The organism is Pseudomonas sp. RT6P73, assembly GCF_054897715.1.
The window spans coordinates 4243973-4264125 of the sequence record NZ_JBUBUV010000002.1 but is presented as its reverse complement, the minus strand read 5'-3'; the positions used below and the strand labels follow the sequence as shown (position 1 = coordinate 4264125).

Annotated in this window: 24 protein-coding genes; 6 read left to right on the top strand and 18 right to left on the bottom strand. The window is 54.8% G+C overall.

The genetic code is table 11. The features are described 5' to 3' along the window. Nucleotides 1-22 precede the first annotated feature (22 nt). On the top strand, nt 23-391 hold the full coding sequence (locus ACYZT6_RS19955) for a hypothetical protein (RefSeq protein ID WP_462028323.1): 369 nt from the start codon (nt 23-25) through the stop codon (nt 389-391). A 9-nt stretch (nt 392-400) separates the two neighbouring features. Here ACYZT6_RS19955 and ACYZT6_RS19950 read toward each other — a convergent pair whose 3' ends face one another. The 3 genes from ACYZT6_RS19950 to ACYZT6_RS19940 all read right to left on the bottom strand — a co-directional run bounded on the left by ACYZT6_RS19950 (nt 401) and on the right by ACYZT6_RS19940 (nt 3285). Further along, complete coding sequence (locus tag ACYZT6_RS19950) at nt 401-1579, bottom strand: GAF domain-containing sensor histidine kinase (RefSeq protein ID WP_462029988.1); 1179 nt, start codon at nt 1577-1579, stop codon at nt 401-403. Between the two features lie 136 nt (nt 1580-1715). Further along, the gene (locus ACYZT6_RS19945) at nt 1716-2021 is read right to left on the bottom strand and encodes a PepSY domain-containing protein (RefSeq protein WP_010457288.1); all 306 of its coding nucleotides are present in this window, start codon (nt 2019-2021) and stop codon (nt 1716-1718) included. 136 nt (nt 2022-2157) lie between these two features. Further along, on the bottom strand, nt 2158-3285 hold the full coding sequence (locus tag ACYZT6_RS19940) for a glycerophosphodiester phosphodiesterase (RefSeq protein ID WP_462028322.1): 1128 nt from the start codon (nt 3283-3285) through the stop codon (nt 2158-2160). Between the two features lie 235 nt (nt 3286-3520). On the opposite strand from ACYZT6_RS19940, the gene ACYZT6_RS19935 reads away from it, so the two are divergent. Then, nucleotides 3521-3847 carry a DUF2025 family protein gene (locus ACYZT6_RS19935; protein WP_462028321.1) on the top strand — a complete coding sequence of 109 codons (327 nt, stop codon included), beginning with the start codon at nt 3521-3523 and terminating at the stop codon, nt 3845-3847. Between the two features lie 123 nt (nt 3848-3970). Here ACYZT6_RS19935 and ACYZT6_RS19930 read toward each other — a convergent pair whose 3' ends face one another. Together ACYZT6_RS19930 and ACYZT6_RS19925 are read right to left on the bottom strand one after the other, a co-directional pair. Next, a complete protein-coding gene (locus ACYZT6_RS19930; RefSeq protein ID WP_462028320.1) occupies nt 3971-4300 on the bottom strand; it encodes an antibiotic biosynthesis monooxygenase family protein in 330 nt (109 codons plus the stop codon). Beyond that, the gene (locus ACYZT6_RS19925) at nt 4297-5004 is read right to left on the bottom strand and encodes a CTP synthase C-terminal region-related (seleno)protein (RefSeq protein ID WP_462028319.1); all 708 of its coding nucleotides are present in this window, start codon (nt 5002-5004) and stop codon (nt 4297-4299) included. The genes ACYZT6_RS19930 and ACYZT6_RS19925 overlap by 4 nt, the downstream gene beginning before the upstream one ends. 15 nt (nt 5005-5019) lie before the next feature. Here ACYZT6_RS19925 and ACYZT6_RS19920 point away from each other — a divergent pair, with 15 nt between their 5' ends. Next, complete coding sequence (locus ACYZT6_RS19920; protein ID WP_462028318.1) at nt 5020-5961, top strand: LysR family transcriptional regulator; 942 nt, start codon at nt 5020-5022, stop codon at nt 5959-5961. A gap of 7 nt (nt 5962-5968) precedes the next feature. On the opposite strand, the gene ACYZT6_RS19915 is transcribed toward ACYZT6_RS19920, so the two are convergent. Further along, nucleotides 5969-6508 (bottom strand): DUF1003 domain-containing protein, encoded by a 540-nt coding sequence (locus ACYZT6_RS19915; protein WP_462028317.1) that lies wholly within the window; start codon nt 6506-6508, stop codon nt 5969-5971. 139 nt (nt 6509-6647) lie between these two features. Beyond that, on the bottom strand, nt 6648-7256 hold the full coding sequence (locus ACYZT6_RS19910) for a TetR/AcrR family transcriptional regulator (protein WP_462028316.1): 609 nt from the start codon (nt 7254-7256) through the stop codon (nt 6648-6650). A gap of 214 nt (nt 7257-7470) precedes the next feature. Between ACYZT6_RS19910 and ACYZT6_RS19905 the strand changes: the two genes are divergently transcribed. Continuing rightward, nucleotides 7471-8529 (top strand): MBL fold metallo-hydrolase, encoded by a 1059-nt coding sequence (locus ACYZT6_RS19905; RefSeq protein WP_462028315.1) that lies wholly within the window; start codon nt 7471-7473, stop codon nt 8527-8529. Nucleotides 8530-8531: 2 nt separating this feature from the next. Here the strand turns inward: ACYZT6_RS19905 and ACYZT6_RS19900 are convergent, their stop codons facing one another. From ACYZT6_RS19900 to ACYZT6_RS19890, 3 genes are all read right to left on the bottom strand, one after another. Beyond that, nucleotides 8532-8789, bottom strand: coding sequence for an XRE family transcriptional regulator (locus ACYZT6_RS19900; RefSeq protein WP_462028314.1), 258 nt, complete (start codon nt 8787-8789; stop codon nt 8532-8534). A gap of 11 nt (nt 8790-8800) precedes the next feature. Further along, nucleotides 8801-9118 carry a helix-turn-helix domain-containing protein gene (locus tag ACYZT6_RS19895; protein WP_131059705.1) on the bottom strand — a complete coding sequence of 106 codons (318 nt, stop codon included), beginning with the start codon at nt 9116-9118 and terminating at the stop codon, nt 8801-8803. A 93-nt stretch (nt 9119-9211) separates the two neighbouring features. Continuing rightward, a complete protein-coding gene (locus tag ACYZT6_RS19890) occupies nt 9212-9979 on the bottom strand; it encodes an AraC family transcriptional regulator (RefSeq protein ID WP_462028313.1) in 768 nt (255 codons plus the stop codon). Between the two features lie 112 nt (nt 9980-10091). Between ACYZT6_RS19890 and ACYZT6_RS19885 the strand changes: the two genes are divergently transcribed. Continuing rightward, nucleotides 10092-10904 carry a sulfite exporter TauE/SafE family protein gene (locus ACYZT6_RS19885; RefSeq protein WP_462028312.1) on the top strand — a complete coding sequence of 271 codons (813 nt, stop codon included), beginning with the start codon at nt 10092-10094 and terminating at the stop codon, nt 10902-10904. A 6-nt stretch (nt 10905-10910) separates the two neighbouring features. Here ACYZT6_RS19885 and ACYZT6_RS19880 read toward each other — a convergent pair whose 3' ends face one another. From ACYZT6_RS19880 to ACYZT6_RS19850, 7 genes are all read right to left on the bottom strand, one after another. Next, a complete protein-coding gene (locus ACYZT6_RS19880; protein WP_462028311.1) occupies nt 10911-11900 on the bottom strand; it encodes a hypothetical protein in 990 nt (329 codons plus the stop codon). Between the two features lie 291 nt (nt 11901-12191). Then, on the bottom strand, nt 12192-12701 hold the full coding sequence (locus tag ACYZT6_RS19875; protein WP_462028310.1) for a BRO-N domain-containing protein: 510 nt from the start codon (nt 12699-12701) through the stop codon (nt 12192-12194). 389 nt (nt 12702-13090) lie between these two features. Next, complete coding sequence (locus ACYZT6_RS19870; protein ID WP_462028309.1) at nt 13091-13510, bottom strand: very short patch repair endonuclease; 420 nt, start codon at nt 13508-13510, stop codon at nt 13091-13093. Beyond that, nucleotides 13511-14479, bottom strand: coding sequence for a restriction endonuclease (locus tag ACYZT6_RS19865; protein WP_462029987.1), 969 nt, complete (start codon nt 14477-14479; stop codon nt 13511-13513). 46 nt (nt 14480-14525) lie between these two features. Then, nucleotides 14526-15314, bottom strand: a complete 789-nt coding sequence (istB, locus tag ACYZT6_RS19860; protein ID WP_461987631.1) for an IS21-like element helper ATPase IstB — start codon at nt 15312-15314, stop codon at nt 14526-14528. Beyond that, nucleotides 15311-16333 (bottom strand): IS21 family transposase, encoded by a 1023-nt coding sequence (istA, locus tag ACYZT6_RS19855; RefSeq protein WP_462025424.1) that lies wholly within the window; start codon nt 16331-16333, stop codon nt 15311-15313. The genes istB and istA overlap by 4 nt, the downstream gene beginning before the upstream one ends. 60 nt (nt 16334-16393) lie before the next feature. Next, nucleotides 16394-16669: a hypothetical protein gene (locus ACYZT6_RS19850; RefSeq protein ID WP_462028308.1), complete on the bottom strand. Its 276-nt coding sequence runs from the start codon at nt 16667-16669 to the stop codon at nt 16394-16396. An 81-nt stretch (nt 16670-16750) separates the two neighbouring features. Between ACYZT6_RS19850 and ACYZT6_RS19845 the strand changes: the two genes are divergently transcribed. Further along, on the top strand, nt 16751-17734 hold the full coding sequence (locus ACYZT6_RS19845) for a DNA cytosine methyltransferase (RefSeq protein ID WP_462028307.1): 984 nt from the start codon (nt 16751-16753) through the stop codon (nt 17732-17734). A 291-nt stretch (nt 17735-18025) separates the two neighbouring features. Here ACYZT6_RS19845 and ACYZT6_RS19840 read toward each other — a convergent pair whose 3' ends face one another. Beyond that, nucleotides 18026-20152: an AIPR family protein gene (locus ACYZT6_RS19840; protein ID WP_462028306.1), complete on the bottom strand. Its 2127-nt coding sequence runs from the start codon at nt 20150-20152 to the stop codon at nt 18026-18028. Nucleotide 20153 lies beyond the last annotated feature (1 nt).

Genomic DNA, 20153 nt, shown 5'->3' with positions numbered 1-20153 from the left:
CACTTTGAAAAGGAGCGTTGCGATGGCCGAGTCTTTGGTGCCTTTGGCATTTGTCGATGGTCAGTTAATTACTTTTTGCATTGACCTGGCAGAGCCAGGGGGCCCGAAAGTAGTCATTCCGGGGCGAGAACACTTTCAAGTTAACGAAGAAATCAAAGTGTTGATTGGTGACATTGTGGTGGCGTTTCACACCTATCGACAAAATGATTCATTTCCAATACATATTTTTTTGGACAAACAAAAAATGGCACAGGTGACTGGAACAAAGGAGGGGCACTACGAAATTAAACATCTGGATGGAAAGACCTCTATCTCACGTTCTTTCTATGCCAAGGTCGAGCTGTATAACAGCCAATCGACCGTGAGTCACACTAACGAGGTCGAGGTGTAGAGCCTGTCTTCACTGCGTCAACGCCAGCGTAAAAATGAACTCCGTCCCATGGGCCGGAGTTGATTTCACGTCGAGTTGCCCGCCATGTGATTGCGCAATCTGACTGGCAATGTACAACCCCAACCCGAGACCGGTCTGCGGTGTTCCACTGGCCGGTCGCGAGTAGGGGCGAAACAAATGGGGCAACGCGTCCTCGGCGATTTGCCCCTTATTTTTCACGCTCAGCACGAATTGCCCGTCCTCGATTTGCGCGCTGACCTCTACCGCGCCATCGGGATCGCCGTGGGCAACCGCATTCGCCACCAGATTGGAGAGCAATTGCGCGACCCGCTCGCGATCGCACGCAATGCTGTGCAGGTCGCCAATGGAGGTGCGAAGGGTGCGTTCGGGGTGGACGCTCTGGACTTCAGAAATCACATGCCGCAGCGCGGCTTCCAGGTCCGGGCACGGCTCGATGTTCACGGGAATTCCAGTGCCCAAGGAGCCGCGGGCGAAATCCAGTACGTCATCGACCAGTTTGGTCGCGCGCCGGGCGCTGGTGAGGATGTGCCGGGCCCGTTGCTGATTGGCCGGGTCGGGGAGTTTGCGCAGAAGCATTTCGGCACCGGCGCTGATGGCGAACAACGGGTTGCGCAGGTCATGGCCGAGCACGGCGATGAACTGTTCGCGCAGCTCGGCGGTTTTGCGTTCCGCCCTCAATGCCGCTTCGGTTTTTTGCAGGTTTTCTTCGGCCTCGATCTGCAGCGCCAGCATCCGCGCAAAGGATTCCATGGTGCTCTGGATCGAACTGGAGGTGAGCGGCGCAGGGTTGGGGTCAAGGGCGCAGATGGTGCCGAAAAAGCGTCCGTCGGTGCGGAAGATCGGCACGGCGATGTAACTTTCGAATTGGTAGAGGCGAGGCGTGTGGTGATCGCGGTAGAGCGGGTCTTCACTGGCGTGGTCGATCACCACCGAATGATGCGCCTGGCGAATTTCGTGGCACAGGGTCGTGACCACATCCAGCTCGCCGCCGACTTGCAAACCGAAGTCCAATTGATCGAGTACAGCGCAAGCGGTCCACGAGTCTTCAGTGACACGCGCCACTGCGGCGAAGCGCAATCCCGTCAGCTCACGGATCACCTGGAGAATCGCCGGCACCGCGCTGATCCGACCGATCGTGGCAATGTCTGCTGCCGCTGTGTGCCCCATATCCATCAATCTCTGCGTGAACACCGTTGAGGGATTCTAACGGGCTGACGTCGCGTTGGCGCGCCTTCATTGTCTGAATCCGACATGCGAAAAAGCCGCACGATCCGAAGATGGTGCGGCTTTTTCCATGCGTGTATCAGGTGTCTTGTTTGTCGCTCAGGACTTTACCGGTGGTGGCATCGAAGTCCACGTCAAATTCTTTGCCGTCAGCGGTTTTCAGTTCCACTTCGTACTCGTAGTTATTGAAGTGGTTGTCCAGGTCGGTGTCGGTGATGGTCGCACCCGGGTGCAGTTTCAGCGCCGCCTGGTTCATTTCTTCCAGTGGCTTGATCTTGCCGCTCTTGACCAGCTCAGGGATCTGGTCGACGCGAACGTCAGCCTGAGCCAGGCCAGCAGTGAGGGTCAGGGCAGCGGCAGTGAACAGGGCAGTCAGGGTTTTCATAAGATTCTTTCCTTGGGGTGATCTGTTTAAGTGGGGCCAGATTAACTACGGCAACTTAATTCACCCTTAATTCCAATGACCGTGTCGTTTGGAAGATTTCGCGGGCAAGTCGACGCGGTGTCGTGTCAGCGACCGATCAGTAGCCGTTGTTCTGCAGCAATTGCGCGACGGTGCCCGCCGCCGGGCGCTTGTAGAACTTCAGCAATTCGCTGGCGCGGTTGGTGAAGATGCCATCGACGCCGGCCTCCATGACTTTCTGGTAATCCACCGCTTCATCGATGGTGTAGACGTGCACCAGCAGGCCCTGATCGTGGGTGTACTGGCTCATCCACGGTTGCACCAGGTCCGAATAGCTCTGATCGCCGCCCTTGGTCAGCGCGGCGGAAGGACCGGTGCCGATGGCGCCCTGCGCCTTGGCGTACTCGACCCATTGCTGGAATTCGGCTTTGTCTTTCGGTTCCTGTTTGGCGTAGTAAGTCGCTTTGTCCTTGTCGCCGGACTCGGCAAACGTCACTTTGGATTTCGGCTCGATACTGCCTTCGCCAACCCACAGCAACAGGATTTTCGGCACTTGCGGCATTTCCTTCTCAAGCAATTCGAGGCTGCTCTTCTCGAAGGTTTGCAGCACGACTTTGCCTTTGCCCTGGCCGACCGCCAGATTGCTTTTCGCCAGTTTGGAACCGGCCGGGCTCAGCCAGCCGCGATCCTGCAATTTATCCTTGAGGTCGCTTTCGATGCCGGGGAATTGCTTGGGCTCTTTGGTTTCGATGTACAGACCGGGCTTGTGCAGCGGATTGCCCTGGGCGATGTCGATGATTTCGTCGAGGGTCAGAATTTTCAAACCGACGAAGGAAGGACGTGCGCGATCCGGGTACGCAGTGTTGAACCAGCTGCCGGCGTCCAGGGTTTTCAGTTCGGCGATAGTGAAGGCGTTGGCCGGGCTGTCCTTGCGATCGGGGAATTTTGTAGCAACGTCGGTGGTGCGTTGCAGGTTGTTATCGTGCAGGGCGAACAGCACGCCATCCTTGCTGCGTTGCAGGTCCATTTCCAGATAGTCGGCGCCCAAGTCACGGGCCAGTTTGTAGGCGGCGGCGGTGGATTCCGGTGCATCGAAGGACGCGCCGCGGTGGGCGATGACCGCCGGGTGCGGGATGCCCAAGTGGGTCGCCAGAGCAGTCGGGCTGGGCTCGTTGGCGGCCTGTGCCTGGCCGAGGACGAGCAGCATGCTCAGCAGCAGGGCGCTTTTGGTGAAGGTAACAGGCATGGTCGAGGTCCTTTCGCGTTGGGTTTTCAAAGACGTCTCTTTTAACAACTGAGCGCAGCCAGCGCTATCGCCAGACCGACATAAACGTGTTGAAAGCAGATTTTTTCAGCGCTTTTGTGCAGTTCTTTGCAGTACTCTTGGCCCTGGCGTTTCCCCGGCAGAGGGAAATCCGATTGCTAAACCTTGCGTGTAAACCATCGTTCACCGGTCGTTAACGACCTTTTGTGAGGTTTATATGCGCATCACTTCCGAGCTTATCTGCCAGGCCGCCGACCAACTCAAAGGCTTCGTCGGCCTCAATCGCAAGACCGGCCACTACATTGTGCGTTTCAGCGAAGACTCGTTTGGTATGGACGTGGCTGATGACGGGATTATTCCCACCAGTGAATTTGTCTGGGCGCCGGGACCGGGGCCGGCAATGACGCTCAAGCGTGAGCTGATTCAGTTGTTGCTGGATCAGAATATTGATGACCGGATCAATGTGACCGAACCGTTGCGCGTGTACATGAATCGGCGGGAAGTGCCGGAGATTTCGGCGGTCAGGAGTCTTGTTCAGGGCTGAAGATTTTGTGGTGACTGTTAGGGCCTCATCGCTAGCAGGCTAGCTCCCACATTGGTGTTGTGTACGACACATATCCCCTGTGGGAGCTAGCCTGCTAGCGATGGCGGCCTAAACATCACCGCATCATCTTACTGCCTTGAACGCATACGCCCGTTCAACCCTGCACACCCGCGTATGACATGCCGAATACCACGTCGACCGCCCCCGCTCGCGAATCTCACTGTGCTCAGGATGATGCTTCCACGCCAATATCGCCCCCTCGCTGGCCCAGTAAGACACCGTAATTCCCAACCCATCCTCACCCCGAGCCGATTCCACCCCGAGAAACCCCGGCTGTTCACGGGCCAGTTCCACCATGCGCTCGGCGGCTTCGGCGTAACCGTAATCGCCGTCGGTGCGCAGCGAAGTAAAAATCACCGCGTAGTAAGGCGCCGATGGCGTATCCGCAATCATGATTTTTGCCTTTTGCAGGCTTCGATCAAGGCGCGTACCAGTGGGGGTAGGGTGCCTTTGAGCGCTGCACGTTCAGGTTGGAACAGGGTGGCGACGAAGAACGGATGCCCTTTGAGCTCCACCGCCCGCAAGTCGCCGGTGAGGTCATGGCCTACGGCGTACAGCTGTTGCGTCAATAACTCACGTTCGAACTGCGGGTTCACGCCAAAGCGGCAGCGATATCCCTCAACAATCTCGGCGCTTTCGTACGCCTTTGCGATCAACGAGCCTTCAACCAAGTGAATGCTGTCCGTGGCTTCCACCAGTGAACAGGCCAGCGGCGTGAGTAACGCCCGCGCTGCATCGGGATGGGTTTCGCCGTGCTCGGCGTCTTCCCACGCCAACACGTTTCGAGCGAACTCAAGCACCGCGTGTTGAAAGCCGCCGCAGGTGCCGAGGAACGGTCGCTGCTGTTCACGGGCAAAACGGATCGCCCGTAATGCGCCGTCCATGTCGCGGTAAGGGCTGGCGGGCACGCACCAGAAGCCGCCGAAGTTTTGTAAAGGAGTGGCGGCGTTTATGTGATCGGTGGCCAGCCACTGAAATTGCACATCCACGTTCAACTGTTCAGCCGCCATGCCGAGCGCAACGGGAATGGCTTGGTGGGCGGTGACCTGTGGATCGTAATCACCGATCAGGGCAATGCGGATTGCGGTGGTTTCCATGAGTGATCTCGACGCTTGTTGATTCCTGGTCCCCACTATAGATTGGCGTTCACGCATTCAATATTGGCGTTATCCCAAGTGATCAATGCAGCGACGCACTATCGACTCGACTACCCAGACCTCGCGCTGATCCTCGCCTTGGTGCGCGGCGGCTCTCTGGCACGGGCATCGGCGTTGTTGAAGGTCGACGTTTCGACGGTGTTTCGCGCAGTTCGCCGACTGGAAGCTGCGCTGGGCCAGCAACTGTTCGAAAAAAGCCGCGCCGGTTATCTGCCAACCACGCTCGCACAGACCTTGGCCGAGCAAGCTGAGCGGGCGGAACAAGCGCTAGAAGCGGCGCGCATTGGCGTGGAGCATGGCGGTGAAGTCATCAGCGGCACCGTGCGGTTAACCTGCACCGATTCTGTTCTGCAAGGGTTGCTGCTGCCAGCGTTGGCGCAGTTCATGCCGTCCTACCCGGCGCTGACCCTCGAGCTGAGCACCTCCAACGACTTCGCCAACCTCAGCCGGCGCGATGCCGACATCGCCTTGCGCCTCACCCGTACGCCGCCCGAACACCTGGTCGGTCGACGTCTGGCGGATATTTCCTATCGAGTCTGTGCCAGCGCGGCGTACCTGAAATCGGTCGATCCTGAAGACTTGGCCTCGCTGACCTGGATCGCGCCGGATGACTTTCTTCCCGACCATCCCACCGTTGCGTGGCGACGTCAGCAATTGCCCGGCGTGACACCCGGTTATCGCTGCAACAGCATGCTGTCGGTGACCGAGTTGGTGCGTGCAGGGCTGGGCGTCGCGGCGTTACCGGACTTTTTGATCGGTGACGAACTGCAACCCTTGACCGGCCCGTTGCACGGTTACGACACCGCGCTCTGGTTGCTCACCCGTCCGGACTGCCGAGCGTTACGCTCGGTGGTGACGTTGTTCGATGAGCTGGGGCGGGCGCTTCGATTGCCGTGACCGGGGGCTAAACCTTCGGCTGATCTTTGAGTACGAAGTGCTGATGCATTTCCGACGTCAGGTTTTCGATGCGTTCAGTCAGGGTCTTGGTCAATTCCGTTAGCCGGGTGTTCTGCTCGAGCAACGCCATCAGTTGCGCGGTGTTCTGCGCCGCTTGTGCCTGACGTTCGGTGTTGGCTACCGCGAGGGATTCTCGGTGCAGGGCATCGGCGTCGGACTGGGCTTTGTCCCGCGCCGCCTGACGGGTCTGGGCCAGCAGAATCAACGGGGCGGCGTAAGCCGATTGCAGGCTGAATGCGAGGTTGAGCAGGATGAACGGATAGACGTCGAAGTGGGTCACGCCAAAGATGTTGAGACACACCCAGAGCACCACAATCAGCGTCTGGGCGCCCAGAAAGGTCGGCGTGCCGAAGAATCGCGCAAAGGCTTCGGCGCGCAGGGCAAACTTGTCGCTGCCAAACGTTGGCGCCAAGTGAGCATGAGCGCGGTGAAAGCGCAGGTGATCGACGGGAGCGGCGGGGGCGGTTTCGTTGGTCGTCGTGGTCATGATGCTCTCTGCAGGGCGCTGGGACTGAGGCTCACTATAGCCCCAGCGTTAGTTTCATCCTGAAACACATTGCAGCGTTGTATTCAGAGCGACCCTTGACCGGTCAATCGGCAGACGTTGTCATTTATTGCAGATCGATTCAGCGCTGATAACACGCCAGGAACATGTCCAGCGCCGACTCCACCACGGTGCTCTGCATCTCGACCGACAGCGCCGGGAGCCCCATGGAAATCTGCGGCCAGAATGCAAAGGATTTGAGCATTCCGTGAATCTGCTGTGCGGCAAATTCGGGGGCGACCGGTTTCAATCGACCGTCCGCCTGGGCGGCGCGGATCCACACGGTCAGGCCTTCTTCACGCTCGCCCATCCGGGCGACCATATTTTGCGCGCGCTCGGGGGAATGGATGGTAGCGGCGATTGCTACCCGCGCCAGGTCGAGAAAATTGTCATCGCCCATCATCTGCAGTTTCGCCTGCAACATCAGGTGCATTTGATCGCGCAGCGGCAGGTCAGGGCGGTAGGGCGTTTCCTGTTCGGCTGTCACTCGCGCCCACAATTGATTGAGGATTTCGGCGAACAATTCTTCCTTGCTGGGGAAGTGGTTGTACACCGTGCGCTTCGACACGCCGGCGGTGGCGGCGATCTTGTCCATACTGGTGATGTCGAAACCGTTGGCACGGAATTCGGCAATCGCCGCCAGGATGATGGCTTCGCGTTTACGGTCGGTGAGGCGCTGTGGAGCTGTCATAAGTACGCTTCGGCAGGCAGATAAAGAGAATTACACTCAGCAGTTTACTTGTGATCGGGTTTGATGCAACCTTGAAACTACACTGTGCAGTGTAATGTTTTGTTAATCCTGCCCAGGGAAAAATAGAATCTCCGGCTGATGCGTGCGTGCTTTGGCCATTAATCGTCCCACCGTGAAATACCGCTTTGTGCGGTTTTTCAGGAGTTACTCAGACATGGCCAACTCGATTTCCACGACTGACAACGCTTCCACGCCCGAAGCCTCCCGTCAGGCAGAAGGGCACTTCCGCAATCATGCGCCCGTGCAACGTGAAGGCTTTCGGAAAATGGTGCGCATCATGTGGAACATGATCTTCCACAAACCGCGCAACACCCGCCCGACGGCGACCGTCCCGGTGCAAGCCCTGACCCAGGCAGCGCTGATCGCAGCACCCAATCACAGCGTCTATCGCCTCGGCCACTCCACCGTGCTGCTGAAACTGCGGGACAAATTCTGGATCACCGACCCGGTCTTCGCCGAGCGCGCCTCACCGGTGCAGTGGGCCGGCCCCAAGCGATTCCACCAGCCGCCGATCAGCCTCGAAGAGTTGCCGCCCATCGAAGCGGTGATCCTGTCCCACGACCACTACGACCACCTCGATTATCAAGCGGTGCTCAAACTGGCCGACAAGGCCAAGTACTTCCTGACGCCACTGGGCGTGGGCGACACCCTGATCAAGTGGGGCGTCGAGGCCAGCAAAGTGCGCCAGCTCGATTGGTGGCAGGGCACGGAAGTCGACGGCATGCAGTTCATCGCCACACCGTCGCAGCACTTCTCCGGCCGTGGCCTGTTCGATGGCAACAGCACGCTCTGGGCCTCGTGGGTGATGATCGACGGCGACACGCGCATCTTTTTCAGCGGCGACAGCGGTTATTTCGATGGCTTCAAACGCATCGGCGAGCAGTACGGCCCGTTCGACCTGACCCTCATGGAAACCGGCGCCTACAACGTCGAGTGGCCTCACGTGCACATGCAGCCTGAAGAAACCCTGCAAGCGCACATCGACCTCAAAGGACGCTGGTTATTGCCGATTCACAACGGCACCTTCGATTTGTCGATGCACGCCTGGTTCGAGCCCTTCGACCGGATCCTCGCATTGGCTTGGGAACGCAATGTGTCGATCACCACACCGCAAATGGGTGAGGCGTTCAACGTCATGTATCCGCAGCGGGGGAATACCTGGTGGTCCGGACTGGAAAACGAAGACGGTCAGGTCGCCACTCAGAACGCTTGATCCTAAATCGTCGGGCCGCTCGCCATGGAGCGGCCCGCGATCTTCGCCACGGTCAGATCGCGTACGTTCCCGTCGAGAATTTCATCCAGCTCTCCCGCTGACAGCCCAAGCCTCTGCGCCGCTTCCGCCTTGCCCAATTGACCGGTGTCGAGGAGCATCCCGATCTTCATGAGGTATTCGGCCTTGGCCCTCATCTCCCCCGAATCTGCATCACCCGAAGACGGATTACCGCGCCTGTCGCATTCATTGATTCCATTCATCTGCTGACACCTCACTCAACCATCGCGTAGTCCGCCCGACCCACCGGATCAGGCGTCGACCCTTTAATATTCATCCCTCGACCCGGCGCAAATCCCGGGAAGAACACCAACCCCTCCGATTCAAACCGATACGCCAACGCCAGTCGGGTGACATCCAGTACATCGCGTTCGTCCTCAAATCGCAGAATGGCGTCCACGGAGACCCCGGATTCCTCCGAGAGCTCTTCCACACTCCAACCCAGCATCGCTCGGGCCTGGGCACAGTGGGCCGGGGTGAATTGGAAAAGGGCGATACGTTCCAGGGTGATTTTCATCGCAAGAGAGGCCATGGTGTTCTCCGGGCTCGAGAGTGCTAATCCAAAAAGTACTGTTGTTTTGTACAGTTGCTTTGCGCCCGGATCAAACTCATTTTTTGATTTTTGCTATGTCGTCCCCTCCATCCAGACGGACGGTGCCTGCCCCAATACGCGGCGAAACATGGTCGAAAAGGCCGCCGGGCTGTCATAGCCGAAATCCAGCGCAATCCGCGTCACCGGCGTACCCGCCGCCAACCGCGCCAGAGCCAGCACTACGCAGGCCCGCTGGCGCCATTGGCTGAAACTCAGGCCAGTCTGTTGACGGAACAGCCGATTAAACGTACGCAAGCTGATGTGCAATTGATCAGCCCATTGCTGCGGCGATTGATGCGCATCGGGCCGCTGCAAAAAGCCCTGGCACAACCCCAGCAACCGCGTATCGACCGGTAAAGGAATGTGCAATGGCAAGTGAGCACTGCGCGCCAGTTCATGCAGCAGCAAGTCGATCAGCGCGCCATCGCGCCCGGCCTCGTCATACGCCAGCGGGATCTCCACCGCCTCCATCAACAAATGCCGCATCAACGGCGACACACTGATCACCTGGCAACGCGGCCCCAGATCAACCGCACCAGGTTCGATGTACAAACTTCGCGTGCTCACCCCCAGCATCAACACCTCATGCGCCACCCCTGCCGGAATCCACACCGCCCGTTGCGGCGGCACCACCCAGTTGCCGTCGTGCGTGCTGACCTGCATCACCCCCGTGGCGCCATACAGGAGTTGTGCCCGCCGATGCGTATGACGGGGCAACACATGGCCGTGGGAATAATCCGTACCGATCGCCACCACCGAGCGTGGGGTGTCATCCAGCAGATTGATCGAAATGTTGCGCATTGAGCGGCTTCCAGCAGTTGGCGTAAACGCGAACATTATTGGCTGAGTTGCTGAAGCAGGCCAAGGCGCATCGCTCTATTGTCCACCGCTCTCAATCAACGGACGACGCGTCATGTTTTATCTGCTGCTGGCATTATTTGGGTGCATGACTGGTGTCACTGCGGTGTTGTTCGGTTTTGGCGGCGGGTTTGTTGTGGTGCCATTGCTTTATCGCATGCTCGTGGCCAGCCATGGTGCCGATGACCCGATCGGCCAATCGGCGATGCACATTGCCGTGGCGACTTCGACCTGCGTAATGATCGTCAACGCATTGGTCGCCACCGGCAAACACCGTCGCGCCGGCAATCTCATTCGTCATTATCTGTGGCCGCTGGGCGGGTTCATCGGCATGGGCGCAATCGTCGGAGCGCTCGCCGCGATGTGGGTGAGTGGCGAAGTGATTCGCTATGCCTTCATCGCGTACCTGGGCGTGACCATTGTGGATTGCCTTTTTCGACGTGGTTTTCTGACAGCGTCCGACACCGCAATCCCACGGCGATTGGGAAGGGCGGAAGTGTCTGGTGGCGTAGGAATCGGCGCGATCGCGACGTTTCTTGGCGTGGGCGGCAGTGTCATGACCGTGCCGTTGTTGCGGCGTTGTGGGCTGAGCATGAGTCAGGCGACGTCCATGGCCAATCCACTAAGCCTGCCCGTGGCGTTGGCCGGGACGCTGACTTACATGGCGATGGCGGGGTTTAGCGAGTTTGATTTGGGATCGTGGTTTATCGGCTATGTGGATCTGCTGGCGTTTGCAGTGTTGACGATGGGATCGTTGGCGGGGATTCGATTGGCCACGCCTTGGATTGGGCGGATTCCGGACCGAATGCATGCGCGGGTGTATGTGGGTTTGCTGGTGTTGGTGATGATCAGCATGTGCCTGAATTAAACGCTGTTACTTCGCCTCCAGCCCCGGCGCCTCACGAATAATAAAGTGATCCAGGTTCTCAATATTCGCACTGAACACCCCGAACGTCTGCTCGGGGTTTTTCTTGCTCGGCACCTGCTTCAACTCCGGCGTCACGCCATAAAAGAAGCAATACAACTCCGCCTCACTGTCGATGGCGTGCTTGATCTCTTCCAGAAACGCTTTGCGCTTGCGGTAGTTCTCGATCAACTTCTTGCTCAGGTAAACGTTGACCGAATAAGGCTTCTTCTTCGCCTCATCCGCTTGCTTGAACCAGACCTTCTGCTCGAAATCGATGCGAAAGCTCTGCGTGTAATCCTTGATCTCCTTGATCTTGCCCCAGTAAATCAGCCCCTTGTTGTCCGTCAAGTATTCGATCTTCTTGAAGAACGACCCATAAGGCGCCGTGTGCTCGCCAATCTTCAGCGGCATGCGCTTGAGCAGGTCCTTGTCCTCGAAGTTCGACACGAAGCACTCCACCGGGTGGGCGAAGATGCTGGTCTTGTCTGGCGCTGTTTCACGGCTTGGGTGTTCTGTGTTGCTAGCCGTAGTGGTTGGCTTCGGATCGTCCCGCACCACATTCGCCGCCACCGCCGGGCTCGACGGCTTACGCACATACTCACGCCGCGTCAGCAACAACTCCGACGGGAAATGCTCCTCACGACTGTCATCCGTTTCCGCACCGTCCGCATCCACACCTGACGCCGACGCCTTGAGACTGACATAAGGACAATCCGCCACATGCCGGGTGCTGGGCGTGTTTTTGAAGTGCGGGGTGCGAACGTAATTCACGTTTTTGGCGTTGAATGTCTTCAACACATTCACCCCATCGAACGCCGCCCTGCAGGCGTCATTGGGACATTGGAAGTGTTCCTTTGCGGAATCGAACTCCATGGTTTCGTCGAAATTCAAATCGCGCACGTCATAGATCGACAGCTTGTCGTCGAGGCTGAGGCAGTAGGCGAGGTCGAATTTCATGGTGGGCTCGGGTCCTTGAGTGGGGAAGGGTATTAATAGCGGGAGGCGGGGCGGGTTGCACTGACTGTTTTCAACACACCGCAAAATCTGCGGCAACACACCAAACCTGTGAGAGCGAGCCTGCTCGCGATTCCCAACCTCAACACAGCAACCAAGCCAGGCACTGACTTGTGGTGAGGGGATTTATCCCCGTTGGGTCGCGAAGCGGCCCCAAAAAATAGAACATGGCGTATCAACCGAATCCGCTGCCTAAAACTCAAGCAGCGGATATTCACTTCACTGCGTAAACGATCAGAACCCTCGCAAAACTCGTGACACCTTCCGCCACCAGGATCCGCGCTGATTGAATGGATCATCCGCTAACACACAAGGCATGTCCCGCAACCGAATCCACGGTTCATCCTGCCAGTGCAACATGCAGAGCGACATCTTCGGCCAGTCCAGCACGCTCAACGTTGGCCGTTCAACTGCTCGTGATGGACGCGCATCACGTAGCGCCGGAACTACCAAGTGCGTCAGCCATTCCCTCAGCAGCCGATACTCCGGGCAATAGTGATAAACCAGCAGTGCGTAGACGCCTGACTCGCTGATCATCAGGCGTTCTTCAGCAGTGCCGTGAGCATTCACCAACATCATCTGTCGCTGGTCTGCATCGAGCTTGCGTGACATGCGTTCATCAAGGTACTTGCCCATCAATCGTCCGAGGTCATGTGCGCAGAACCATGCCTGGTTTTCCACGAGAAGGGCATGAAGGTGGATGTTATGACGGGTGAAAAGGGTTGAAACGAGCGGTTCAGACATGGCGAGCCTCCTGAAGCGGAAGCACGCGATTGGACGTATGGGTACGGCGATTTACCTTCATCATGAAGGGCAGGTTGTCAGGCATTTCCTTTACCTCTGGCTGCTTTCTTAGGGCATTCGTTATGGGTGTCGGGAGCTAAGAAACCCACCAGAGACGGGCCGGACATATTCCCCTTTCGGGTCTTGTATTCGCCCACTCCCGACATAACGGGGATTTTCTCGCAGGCGTAGAAAAACCGCAGACGAAAAAAAGCCGCATGACTGTCGGGTGCGGAGGACCGCTCTGGTTGAGGCGTTTCTTAGGCGCCGAATCGAAAGCCTAGGGGGTCAAAGTAATACGGTCAACCCAATAAATTCGATCATCGAATTTAAGTCAGAAGCTTGTAGGCCTAAGCATCGGAACCGAAGGTAATGCGGATTTCGTTGCGTAAGAATTCTCTGTCTTTCGTGTGGCATTCCCAAACAATCGCCACTCTCCAACCGAGGGCATGCAGCGCTTGTTGAGTCGCCAGATCCCTTTCAACATTTCTCGCGAGTTTAGGAAGCCAGAAATCGAGTCTGCTCTTCGGTGTGTACGCATATTTGCATCCAGGATGCCGGTGCCAAAAGCATCCATGCACGAATATGCACAACCGGTGCTTGGGAAACACCAAGTCAGGTTTTCCAGGCAGATCCTTCCTGTGCAGACGATAGCGAAGCCCCATCTCATGACACACCGATCGAACGACCATTTCAGGCTTCGTGTTTTTGCCCTTGATCATCGACATGATCTTGGAGCGGTGTTCTGCGGTGACTATGTCCGCGTTCATTCAGACCTCGCTCAAAGGAAAACTCGCCTCCAGCCAGTTCAGGACGGCGCTACTGTCTTGCAACCCTGTCTCACGAAGAAGCTCAACGATGTCCTTTCCGGCGAGAATCATCACTGGGTGGCCGTCTTCAACAATCTCTTTATAGGCCTGGTCGTGAAGCCATGATGTTGTGATTATCACCCCGAACTGTCGATGTCGCAGACGAGAGATCAACCTCGAAACTTCCCGCACACCTACAGAGTTACCAATGCCATAACACTTGGCCTCGATTGCAAAATCTACAAGGACAGAAGTTTCAGACCTTCCTATTCGGAGTTTGCCAATGCCGTCGCGGCCGCCATCTCGATAGCGCCTCGTAAGATCAAGCTCAACCGTATCAGGCAGGCACACCCTGACGAGATGAGCTGCGCAGGCCTCAAATGCATAAGGATCCGACTCAAAGTGTTTATGCAAAATGGCAAGCATTTTGAGGTCCTCTTTCGAGGATGGAAGCTGATCCTTTTTGGAGCGTATGGGCTGTGAGCGCTTGGCTATGAGTGGAGTGTACTGACCTGATTTAACCCACTTTTGCCACTCTACTGGTGCATGCCCGCTATCACTTGCTCGTGTGCCATTGATGATGTCAGCCAGCCACGCTCTAGGTATTTCTGGCAAATCGAGGATGGTGAACGTGGCCCTGTAATTCTGAAAACGCTGCCCTTTACTCGCGTGCCAGACTGCAACCAGATCGTCGTTGTGAGTGCTTCCGATCCGACCAGGTACCGCGAGCCCTCTGAAAATCACGTCCCGATATATTCCAGCCTTGGTGAAAACGAAAATTGGTGGGATGTCGCGCCGTAAACCGGAATGCTGGCGCTCAAAAATTAGCTCCAAAAGGTTGTTGCCATACCGGTTGGTTTCGTCCAATTTACGCCCCGGCTTCTTGTTATCACCGTAATAGGTGTCAACACCGGTTGAAAACTGACCCACCCTACCGAAGTAAAACTGACCCACCCCGGCGGTGTTTGAGGTCTGTTTATTTTTGTGGCGAGGCCGTTTCTCTCGGCACCACCTGACCTGATTTCAGCTTGTCCTTCAGTCGATAACTTTGTCCGCTGACCTGGACGATATGCGCATGGTGCAGAAGCCGATCCAGCAGCGCAGCGGTCAGTGTTGAGTCGTCGGCGAAGGTCGTTGCCCACTGGCTGAACGGCAAGTTGCTGGTCAGCACCAAGCTGCCATGTTCGTACCGCTTGGCGATCACGTTGAAGAACAAGTTGGCTTCGTCACGGCCAAAAGGCAAATAGCCGATCTCATCAATCACCAGCAGTTTCGAGCGTTGAACAACGCGACTGAAATACTGGGCCAGGCGCCCTTGATGGTGCGCGGCGACGAGTTGCAAAGTCAGGTCGGCGGCAGAGATAAATCGGGTGGAAATGCCTGCCATTATCGCCCGATGAGCCAGAGCGCTGGCCAAGTGTGTTTTGCCAACGCCCGAAGGCCCCAGCAGTACGACGTTTTCCTTACGCTCGATGAAGGCCAGCCCGGCCAGTTCCAGGATCTGGCTTTGCGGCGCGCCGCTGGCGAATTTGAAGTCGTATTGTTCAACCGTTTTCACCGCCGGCAGCCCGGACTGTTGCAGCAGCGCTTGCCGCCGACGCTCGTTTCGAGCGCGATCCTCGCTCAGCAGAAGCTGTTCCAGGAAGTCGGCATAGCTCGTTTCTTTTTCGGCCGCTTGCTGGGCCAGAGCCGGCCAGTCCGTCGCAAAAGTGTCCAGCTTGAACTGTTGGCAAAGAGACTCGATGCGCAGATGTTGAAGGTTCATGGACGCACCTCAAGCAGTGCCTGATAGACAGAGAGCGGATGCTGCAAGCTTTCCACCGGCATGGGTTGGACGACCGAAATCATGCTGCTCGCAACCCCTTGGATCTCTGGCAGGGGCAACAAGTGGTGCACTTCGGTATCCAGTCGGTGTTGCGGTATTTCGCCCGTCGTCGCATGTGTTCGGGCGTTGGCGACCTCCATCAACCAAGGGCCAATCTTGCTGTTCGCGACTTCAACGTCCAACAGCAAGCTGACCTGGTTAAGTGACGCGGCCAGTGGCACTACGAAGCTGTTTTTCAGGTAGTGGTTGAAGCGCTCGACCTTGCCCTTGGTCTGCGCCCGATAAGGCCGGCAGACTTTCGGTGTGAAGCCATAGCGCTCTGCCAAATTCAATAGCGCGGGATTCCAGCGGTGCTGACCGGGGCCATAAACATCGCGTTCCTGGATAATAGTTTTGGCGTTGTCGAAGAGTAGCTTTCGCGGCGTACCGCCGAAGAAACGCAGCGCCTTTTCGATACCGGAACACCAGGCTGCGGAGTCTTCGCGACGGGAGAAAACGACGTAGGTCGCACGGCTCCAGCCCAACGTTGCAACGAATGCCAACAACGGATCGCGGCCACGCCGAATGACGGTGAAGTCCACCTGCATCTGCTCACCGGGCTCGGTTTCAAAGCGAACGACGGCTTCGTTTGCCTTGGATTTCAAGGTCAGCAGAAAGCTGGTGAGGATTGAGTATCCGCCTTCGTAACCCTGCTCGCGGATCTCCCTCAACAGCACGATGGCGGGAATCCAATGGGGTCGAGCGGCTTCTACGCGCTGACGCAGATAGGCCTCGAAAGGCACAAGCTTGCCCACGCGCTGCGCGCGCGGGCCATAGACGACGGGCTGGCGCTGGGCCTGTAATTTGAGGTGGCGTCGAATGGTATTGCGAGAGCAGCCCATCTGCCGGGCGATGGCCCGAATAGACAAACCCTGACGAATAAGAACACTGATTTCCACGTGTTGCTCCTGGGACAGCATGGGCAGCTCGCAAAAGCTGCATTTTGCCCAAGTGGGTCAGTTTTCAACCGGTAGGGTGGGTCAGTTTTGCATCGGTACTGACAAATAGGTGAATACGCCTGTAGAGAGGTCCAGTTCATCGGGCCAATCAAGATCCTCCATGCTCGCTAACAGGGCAATCAATCGCGGATCATCACGTTTTCCTCTGATTCTGAAGCCACCTTGATTGCTGAGGTTCAGCAGCTTCGTTAGAGGATCGTCGCTGGAATTGCCGTTTCGGCTTCCAGAATAGCGAGCGTCAATTATCAAATCTGAGCTTGACAGCTCGTCAACAGAGTAAACCAGGTTGTCAGTCATTATGGTGTCCTAGTGCCATTAAGGTTGAATGGTGCCGGGAACCTGGTAACCTGGCTAGAAGATAAAATTAAAGGTTTTGAAATGGATCAGATTCGTACGTTTGACATGTTCTGTGGCGCGGGAGGCAGCAGCCTTGGAGCGCGGGAGGGGGGGGCTAAAATTGTTGGTGGCGTTGACCTGTGGGGGCCTGCGGTTGAGTCCTTCCGCTTAAATTTTCCGGAAGCTCATGTCTTTCAACAAGATCTTCGAATCCTGACGCCTGAAGACGTACTAGAAAAAACAGGCCCCATAGATTTGTTGATTTCATCTCCAGAGTGCACTCATCACACATGCGCCCGAGGAAGTAAACCTCGGTCGGAAGAAAGTAAGGATACTGCTTTTCAAGTAATCAGATATGCAGAGGTAATGAAGCCGCGCTGGATAACATTAGAGAATGTAGTTCATATGAAACCGTGGGGCCGATATAAGGAGCTAATGGAAGAGCTTATACGCCTAAAATATAACGTGCGTGAACAAGTTATAGACGCGTCGGGATTCGGGGTTGCTCAGCGCAGACGTCGACTTTTTATGATTGCTGATTTGGTGGAAACGCCAAGCCAAATACTTCCATTGAATACTCTGTATAAAAATGTTTGGGATGTCTTAGATAAGACAGATAGATATAAGATGACTCCGCTAAGAAAGCCTAATCGAGCAATAGAAACACTTGCTCGTGCTGATCGTGCAATAGCTGAGCTAGGTCACGATAAACCATTTTTGATCGTTTATTATGGTACCGATGGTGGAGGAGGTTGGCAGAGAATGGATTCTCCGTTGAGAACAATAACGACGGTTGATCGATTTGCATATGTAAAACCAACCGTTGATGGGCATATGATGCGCATGCTTCAGCCCGACGAACTACGCCAAGCTATGGGTTTTCCAGATCATTATAAGTTTCCGAGTGTCACAAGACGGGAGAAGGTTAAGTTGATGGGGAATGCAGTTTGTTCTCCCGTTATGGAAGCGATCGTGACGAGCTTAAAAGGAAGGATGTTGTCAGGTAAGAAACTTGATGCGGCTTAAGAAGGGGCGTAAGAGGGAGGTTGTAAGGGGATTCTGCTGTAACCATTAAACCCATCATTTGGCATGTGGGCTTTATGAAGGTATTCGGCTCGAGATTCGAATACGCACTGACTAGATGGCGGTAAGGCTTCGAGGCCTTCAGTCGAAGCCTCGAGTGGCAAGCGTTTTAGGGTTCAGCGCAGTCATGCATGCGGCTCTTGGTCGTTTAGTTAGACGATTTCACCAGCCACACTGGGTCGCATTATGAATGCCCACGGATATAGAATGTATTCATAAAACTCGAGTTTGGTGTTAATTGGTTGTATGTGGATCTTTATTAATAATAAATCCTTCGTTCTCACAAGAATTTTTAATTTCGATCAAATGTTGCCACGCATCTTCTGATTTGATGCGGGAAAATCCCTCAATGGAACTGACCTTTGACACCAAGTCGTGATCCTTAGGTAACAATATATCTTTAAGCAATGGCCATTTTTGAAGCGACTGCCAATATCCGTTTTTAACCAATTCTAGTACTTGTGTTTGAAACATAATTTCGGTGTCTCGTCTCCCGTGCTTGCGTCCCTCTGCGCGTATTTGAGAAAACTCATTTTTTCCAATGAGCCATGTATCGATCATTTCAATAGGGTATACATCAATATGCCGGATGCTTTCCCAGCAAGCATCTTTCTTGCACCACTCTCCGACGTTCGACATCCCCTCGGGTGGATGAAGTAGGTGGGTTTGTACTTTGATGGCGATTTCTTGGATAAAATTGTCTAGTTTAGAATCAATGCTTTGTTTTAACCAGATCTGGCCAAGATCAATTTCGAAACCCTGAGCCCTAACTGTGTGAAATATGAATGCAAGGGAGTAAGCAACAATTTGCGGGCGATAGTCGCCTAAATACCAAGAGCCTCGCCCAGCTGAAACTTTTTTCTCTGCTTTATCCCACAAAATTGAAATGGCTATAATCTGCTGGTAATACCAGTCCCCGTACTGCTGATTTATCAAAGACCAATATTCAGCCTCACTTATATCCTGTTTGTTTTTGGAAAACTGGGAGGCAAATCGAGAAAAGTTTTTTTGCGCCCCTAAGCTAACCCATTGAGGGTGGCATTTATATGTGCTGTCATATTTGGCTAGTTCTGTTTTGCTTATAAGCTGGCCTCTTGGGAATTCGAGATCAAACGCATCTTTTTTTGCTTTGGGTAAGTATAATCTTTCGTTTTGGTATTGGCCGCGTGAACGCTCATAAAACCATTTACTTTGTATTCTAACTCCAGCCGTTGCAGGTACTTGTAAGCGGCGCGAAATTTCTTCCATTTTTCTGTGAAAAGGATGATTGGCAAAAAAATCTGCTATGGCTACTTTGTTTTGGGTGTTGGCAAACTGCGCGATTTTTGGAATAAGATCATGTGCCTCCTTATGATTTACTTTGGTTAGCTTCATTTGGACTGTCACATCTTTTAAAGATAAACGATCCTTTTTTCGCGCGCTAAGAATACTTGCAGTAGTCTGCCCTCCGTTAACTATCTGGAAGTCAACTAGACTGGTAATACGTCGAGTACCTTCCACCTCCGAAATTATAACCTCGGCAGCGGTAGCTGCAATTCCATTGTTATAGGCAAAGAAGAGTGACGGCGCCTCTTGGATAGTGGAGCGAATTCCTTTGTTTACTCCTACTTTCATGCCGAGAAAAGATCGTACATTACCCTCTAATAGTCTGCTTCCATAGCGGTCGAAAAGGTTCGCAAGTAGATTTCCGTCAATTACGCACAAAAATGATGTGAAGCTTTCAGACTTTGCAGCTTCAAGGTAAGAGATGCCCTCCGATTCAAAATCTGACATATGTATTTCGACAACTTCTCGTTCACGGGAGGATTGGTATAATGCCTTTAACCGTCGGAGGTCCCAGATGTGCTTTTCCAGTGGAATTCCAGCTATCGTTCCGCAAAGTTCTTGGCTGAACCTCTTGCTCAGAATATGATTTGAGAAAATATGCAGGCGTATTCTGGATATTTTAGATATCGAATTTTGTAGCAAGCAAGCGAGATCGTAGGCTGGATTTGCTTCAGTAATGCGCTCCTCAAGATTCTCTTTAATGGCCTCGGTAATGAAGTTCTCGAGCCCAGCAGTGAGCTGATTAATCATTGCTGTCATAATTGTCTCTGGGCTATCCGTATCTGTCCAGCTACCGATGATCAGTCCAATACTTCCATCTGAATCGTCTAACTCCGTATATCCATGAAGTTTTAACGGTTTGTTCCTTCTTCCAGTTCCTGAATATTCAACTTGAATAAACTCTCCAAAAACCGGATCTTCTTCCAGGCGCTCTGTAACCTCTGAGACAAAAGCCATAGTATCAACGAGGTTGCTAGTGTCGGCGCGGCGTCTTACAATTTGCCGTAATTCTTCATAAAACTCGATATCGTCCATT

What these genes read in the sequence shown, in the direction of transcription:
- ACYZT6_RS19935 (WP_462028321.1), top strand. Translation starts at nt 3,521, where the DNA reads ATGCGCATCACTTCCGAGCTTATCTGCCAGGCCGCCGACCAACTCAAA.
- ACYZT6_RS19945 (WP_010457288.1), bottom strand. Translation starts at nt 2,021, where the DNA reads ATGAAAACCCTGACTGCCCTGTTCACTGCCGCTGCCCTGACCCTCACT.
- ACYZT6_RS19905 (WP_462028315.1), top strand. Translation starts at nt 7,471, where the DNA reads ATGGCCAACTCGATTTCCACGACTGACAACGCTTCCACGCCCGAAGCC.
- ACYZT6_RS19950 (WP_462029988.1), bottom strand. Translation starts at nt 1,579, where the DNA reads ATGGGGCACACAGCGGCAGCAGACATTGCCACGATCGGTCGGATCAGC.
- ACYZT6_RS19890 (WP_462028313.1), bottom strand. Translation starts at nt 9,979, where the DNA reads ATGCGCAACATTTCGATCAATCTGCTGGATGACACCCCACGCTCGGTG.
- ACYZT6_RS19880 (WP_462028311.1), bottom strand. Translation starts at nt 11,900, where the DNA reads ATGAAATTCGACCTCGCCTACTGCCTCAGCCTCGACGACAAGCTGTCG.
- ACYZT6_RS19900 (WP_462028314.1), bottom strand. Translation starts at nt 8,789, where the DNA reads ATGAATGGAATCAATGAATGCGACAGGCGCGGTAATCCGTCTTCGGGT.
- istB (WP_461987631.1), bottom strand. Translation starts at nt 15,314, where the DNA reads ATGAACCTTCAACATCTGCGCATCGAGTCTCTTTGCCAACAGTTCAAG.
- ACYZT6_RS19875 (WP_462028310.1), bottom strand. Translation starts at nt 12,701, where the DNA reads ATGTCTGAACCGCTCGTTTCAACCCTTTTCACCCGTCATAACATCCAC.
- ACYZT6_RS19925 (WP_462028319.1), bottom strand. Translation starts at nt 5,004, where the DNA reads ATGGAAACCACCGCAATCCGCATTGCCCTGATCGGTGATTACGATCCA.
- ACYZT6_RS19910 (WP_462028316.1), bottom strand. Translation starts at nt 7,256, where the DNA reads ATGACAGCTCCACAGCGCCTCACCGACCGTAAACGCGAAGCCATCATC.
- ACYZT6_RS19870 (WP_462028309.1), bottom strand. Translation starts at nt 13,510, where the DNA reads ATGAACGCGGACATAGTCACCGCAGAACACCGCTCCAAGATCATGTCG.
- ACYZT6_RS19915 (WP_462028317.1), bottom strand. Translation starts at nt 6,508, where the DNA reads ATGACCACGACGACCAACGAAACCGCCCCCGCCGCTCCCGTCGATCAC.
- ACYZT6_RS19840 (WP_462028306.1), bottom strand. Translation starts at nt 20,152, where the DNA reads ATGGACGATATCGAGTTTTATGAAGAATTACGGCAAATTGTAAGACGC.
- ACYZT6_RS19850 (WP_462028308.1), bottom strand. Translation starts at nt 16,669, where the DNA reads ATGACTGACAACCTGGTTTACTCTGTTGACGAGCTGTCAAGCTCAGAT.
- ACYZT6_RS19885 (WP_462028312.1), top strand. Translation starts at nt 10,092, where the DNA reads ATGTTTTATCTGCTGCTGGCATTATTTGGGTGCATGACTGGTGTCACT.
- ACYZT6_RS19955 (WP_462028323.1), top strand. Translation starts at nt 23, where the DNA reads ATGGCCGAGTCTTTGGTGCCTTTGGCATTTGTCGATGGTCAGTTAATT.
- ACYZT6_RS19940 (WP_462028322.1), bottom strand. Translation starts at nt 3,285, where the DNA reads ATGCCTGTTACCTTCACCAAAAGCGCCCTGCTGCTGAGCATGCTGCTC.
- ACYZT6_RS19845 (WP_462028307.1), top strand. Translation starts at nt 16,751, where the DNA reads ATGGATCAGATTCGTACGTTTGACATGTTCTGTGGCGCGGGAGGCAGC.
- ACYZT6_RS19930 (WP_462028320.1), bottom strand. Translation starts at nt 4,300, where the DNA reads ATGATTGCGGATACGCCATCGGCGCCTTACTACGCGGTGATTTTTACT.
- ACYZT6_RS19895 (WP_131059705.1), bottom strand. Translation starts at nt 9,118, where the DNA reads ATGGCCTCTCTTGCGATGAAAATCACCCTGGAACGTATCGCCCTTTTC.
- istA (WP_462025424.1), bottom strand. Translation starts at nt 16,333, where the DNA reads ATGCTGTCCCAGGAGCAACACGTGGAAATCAGTGTTCTTATTCGTCAG.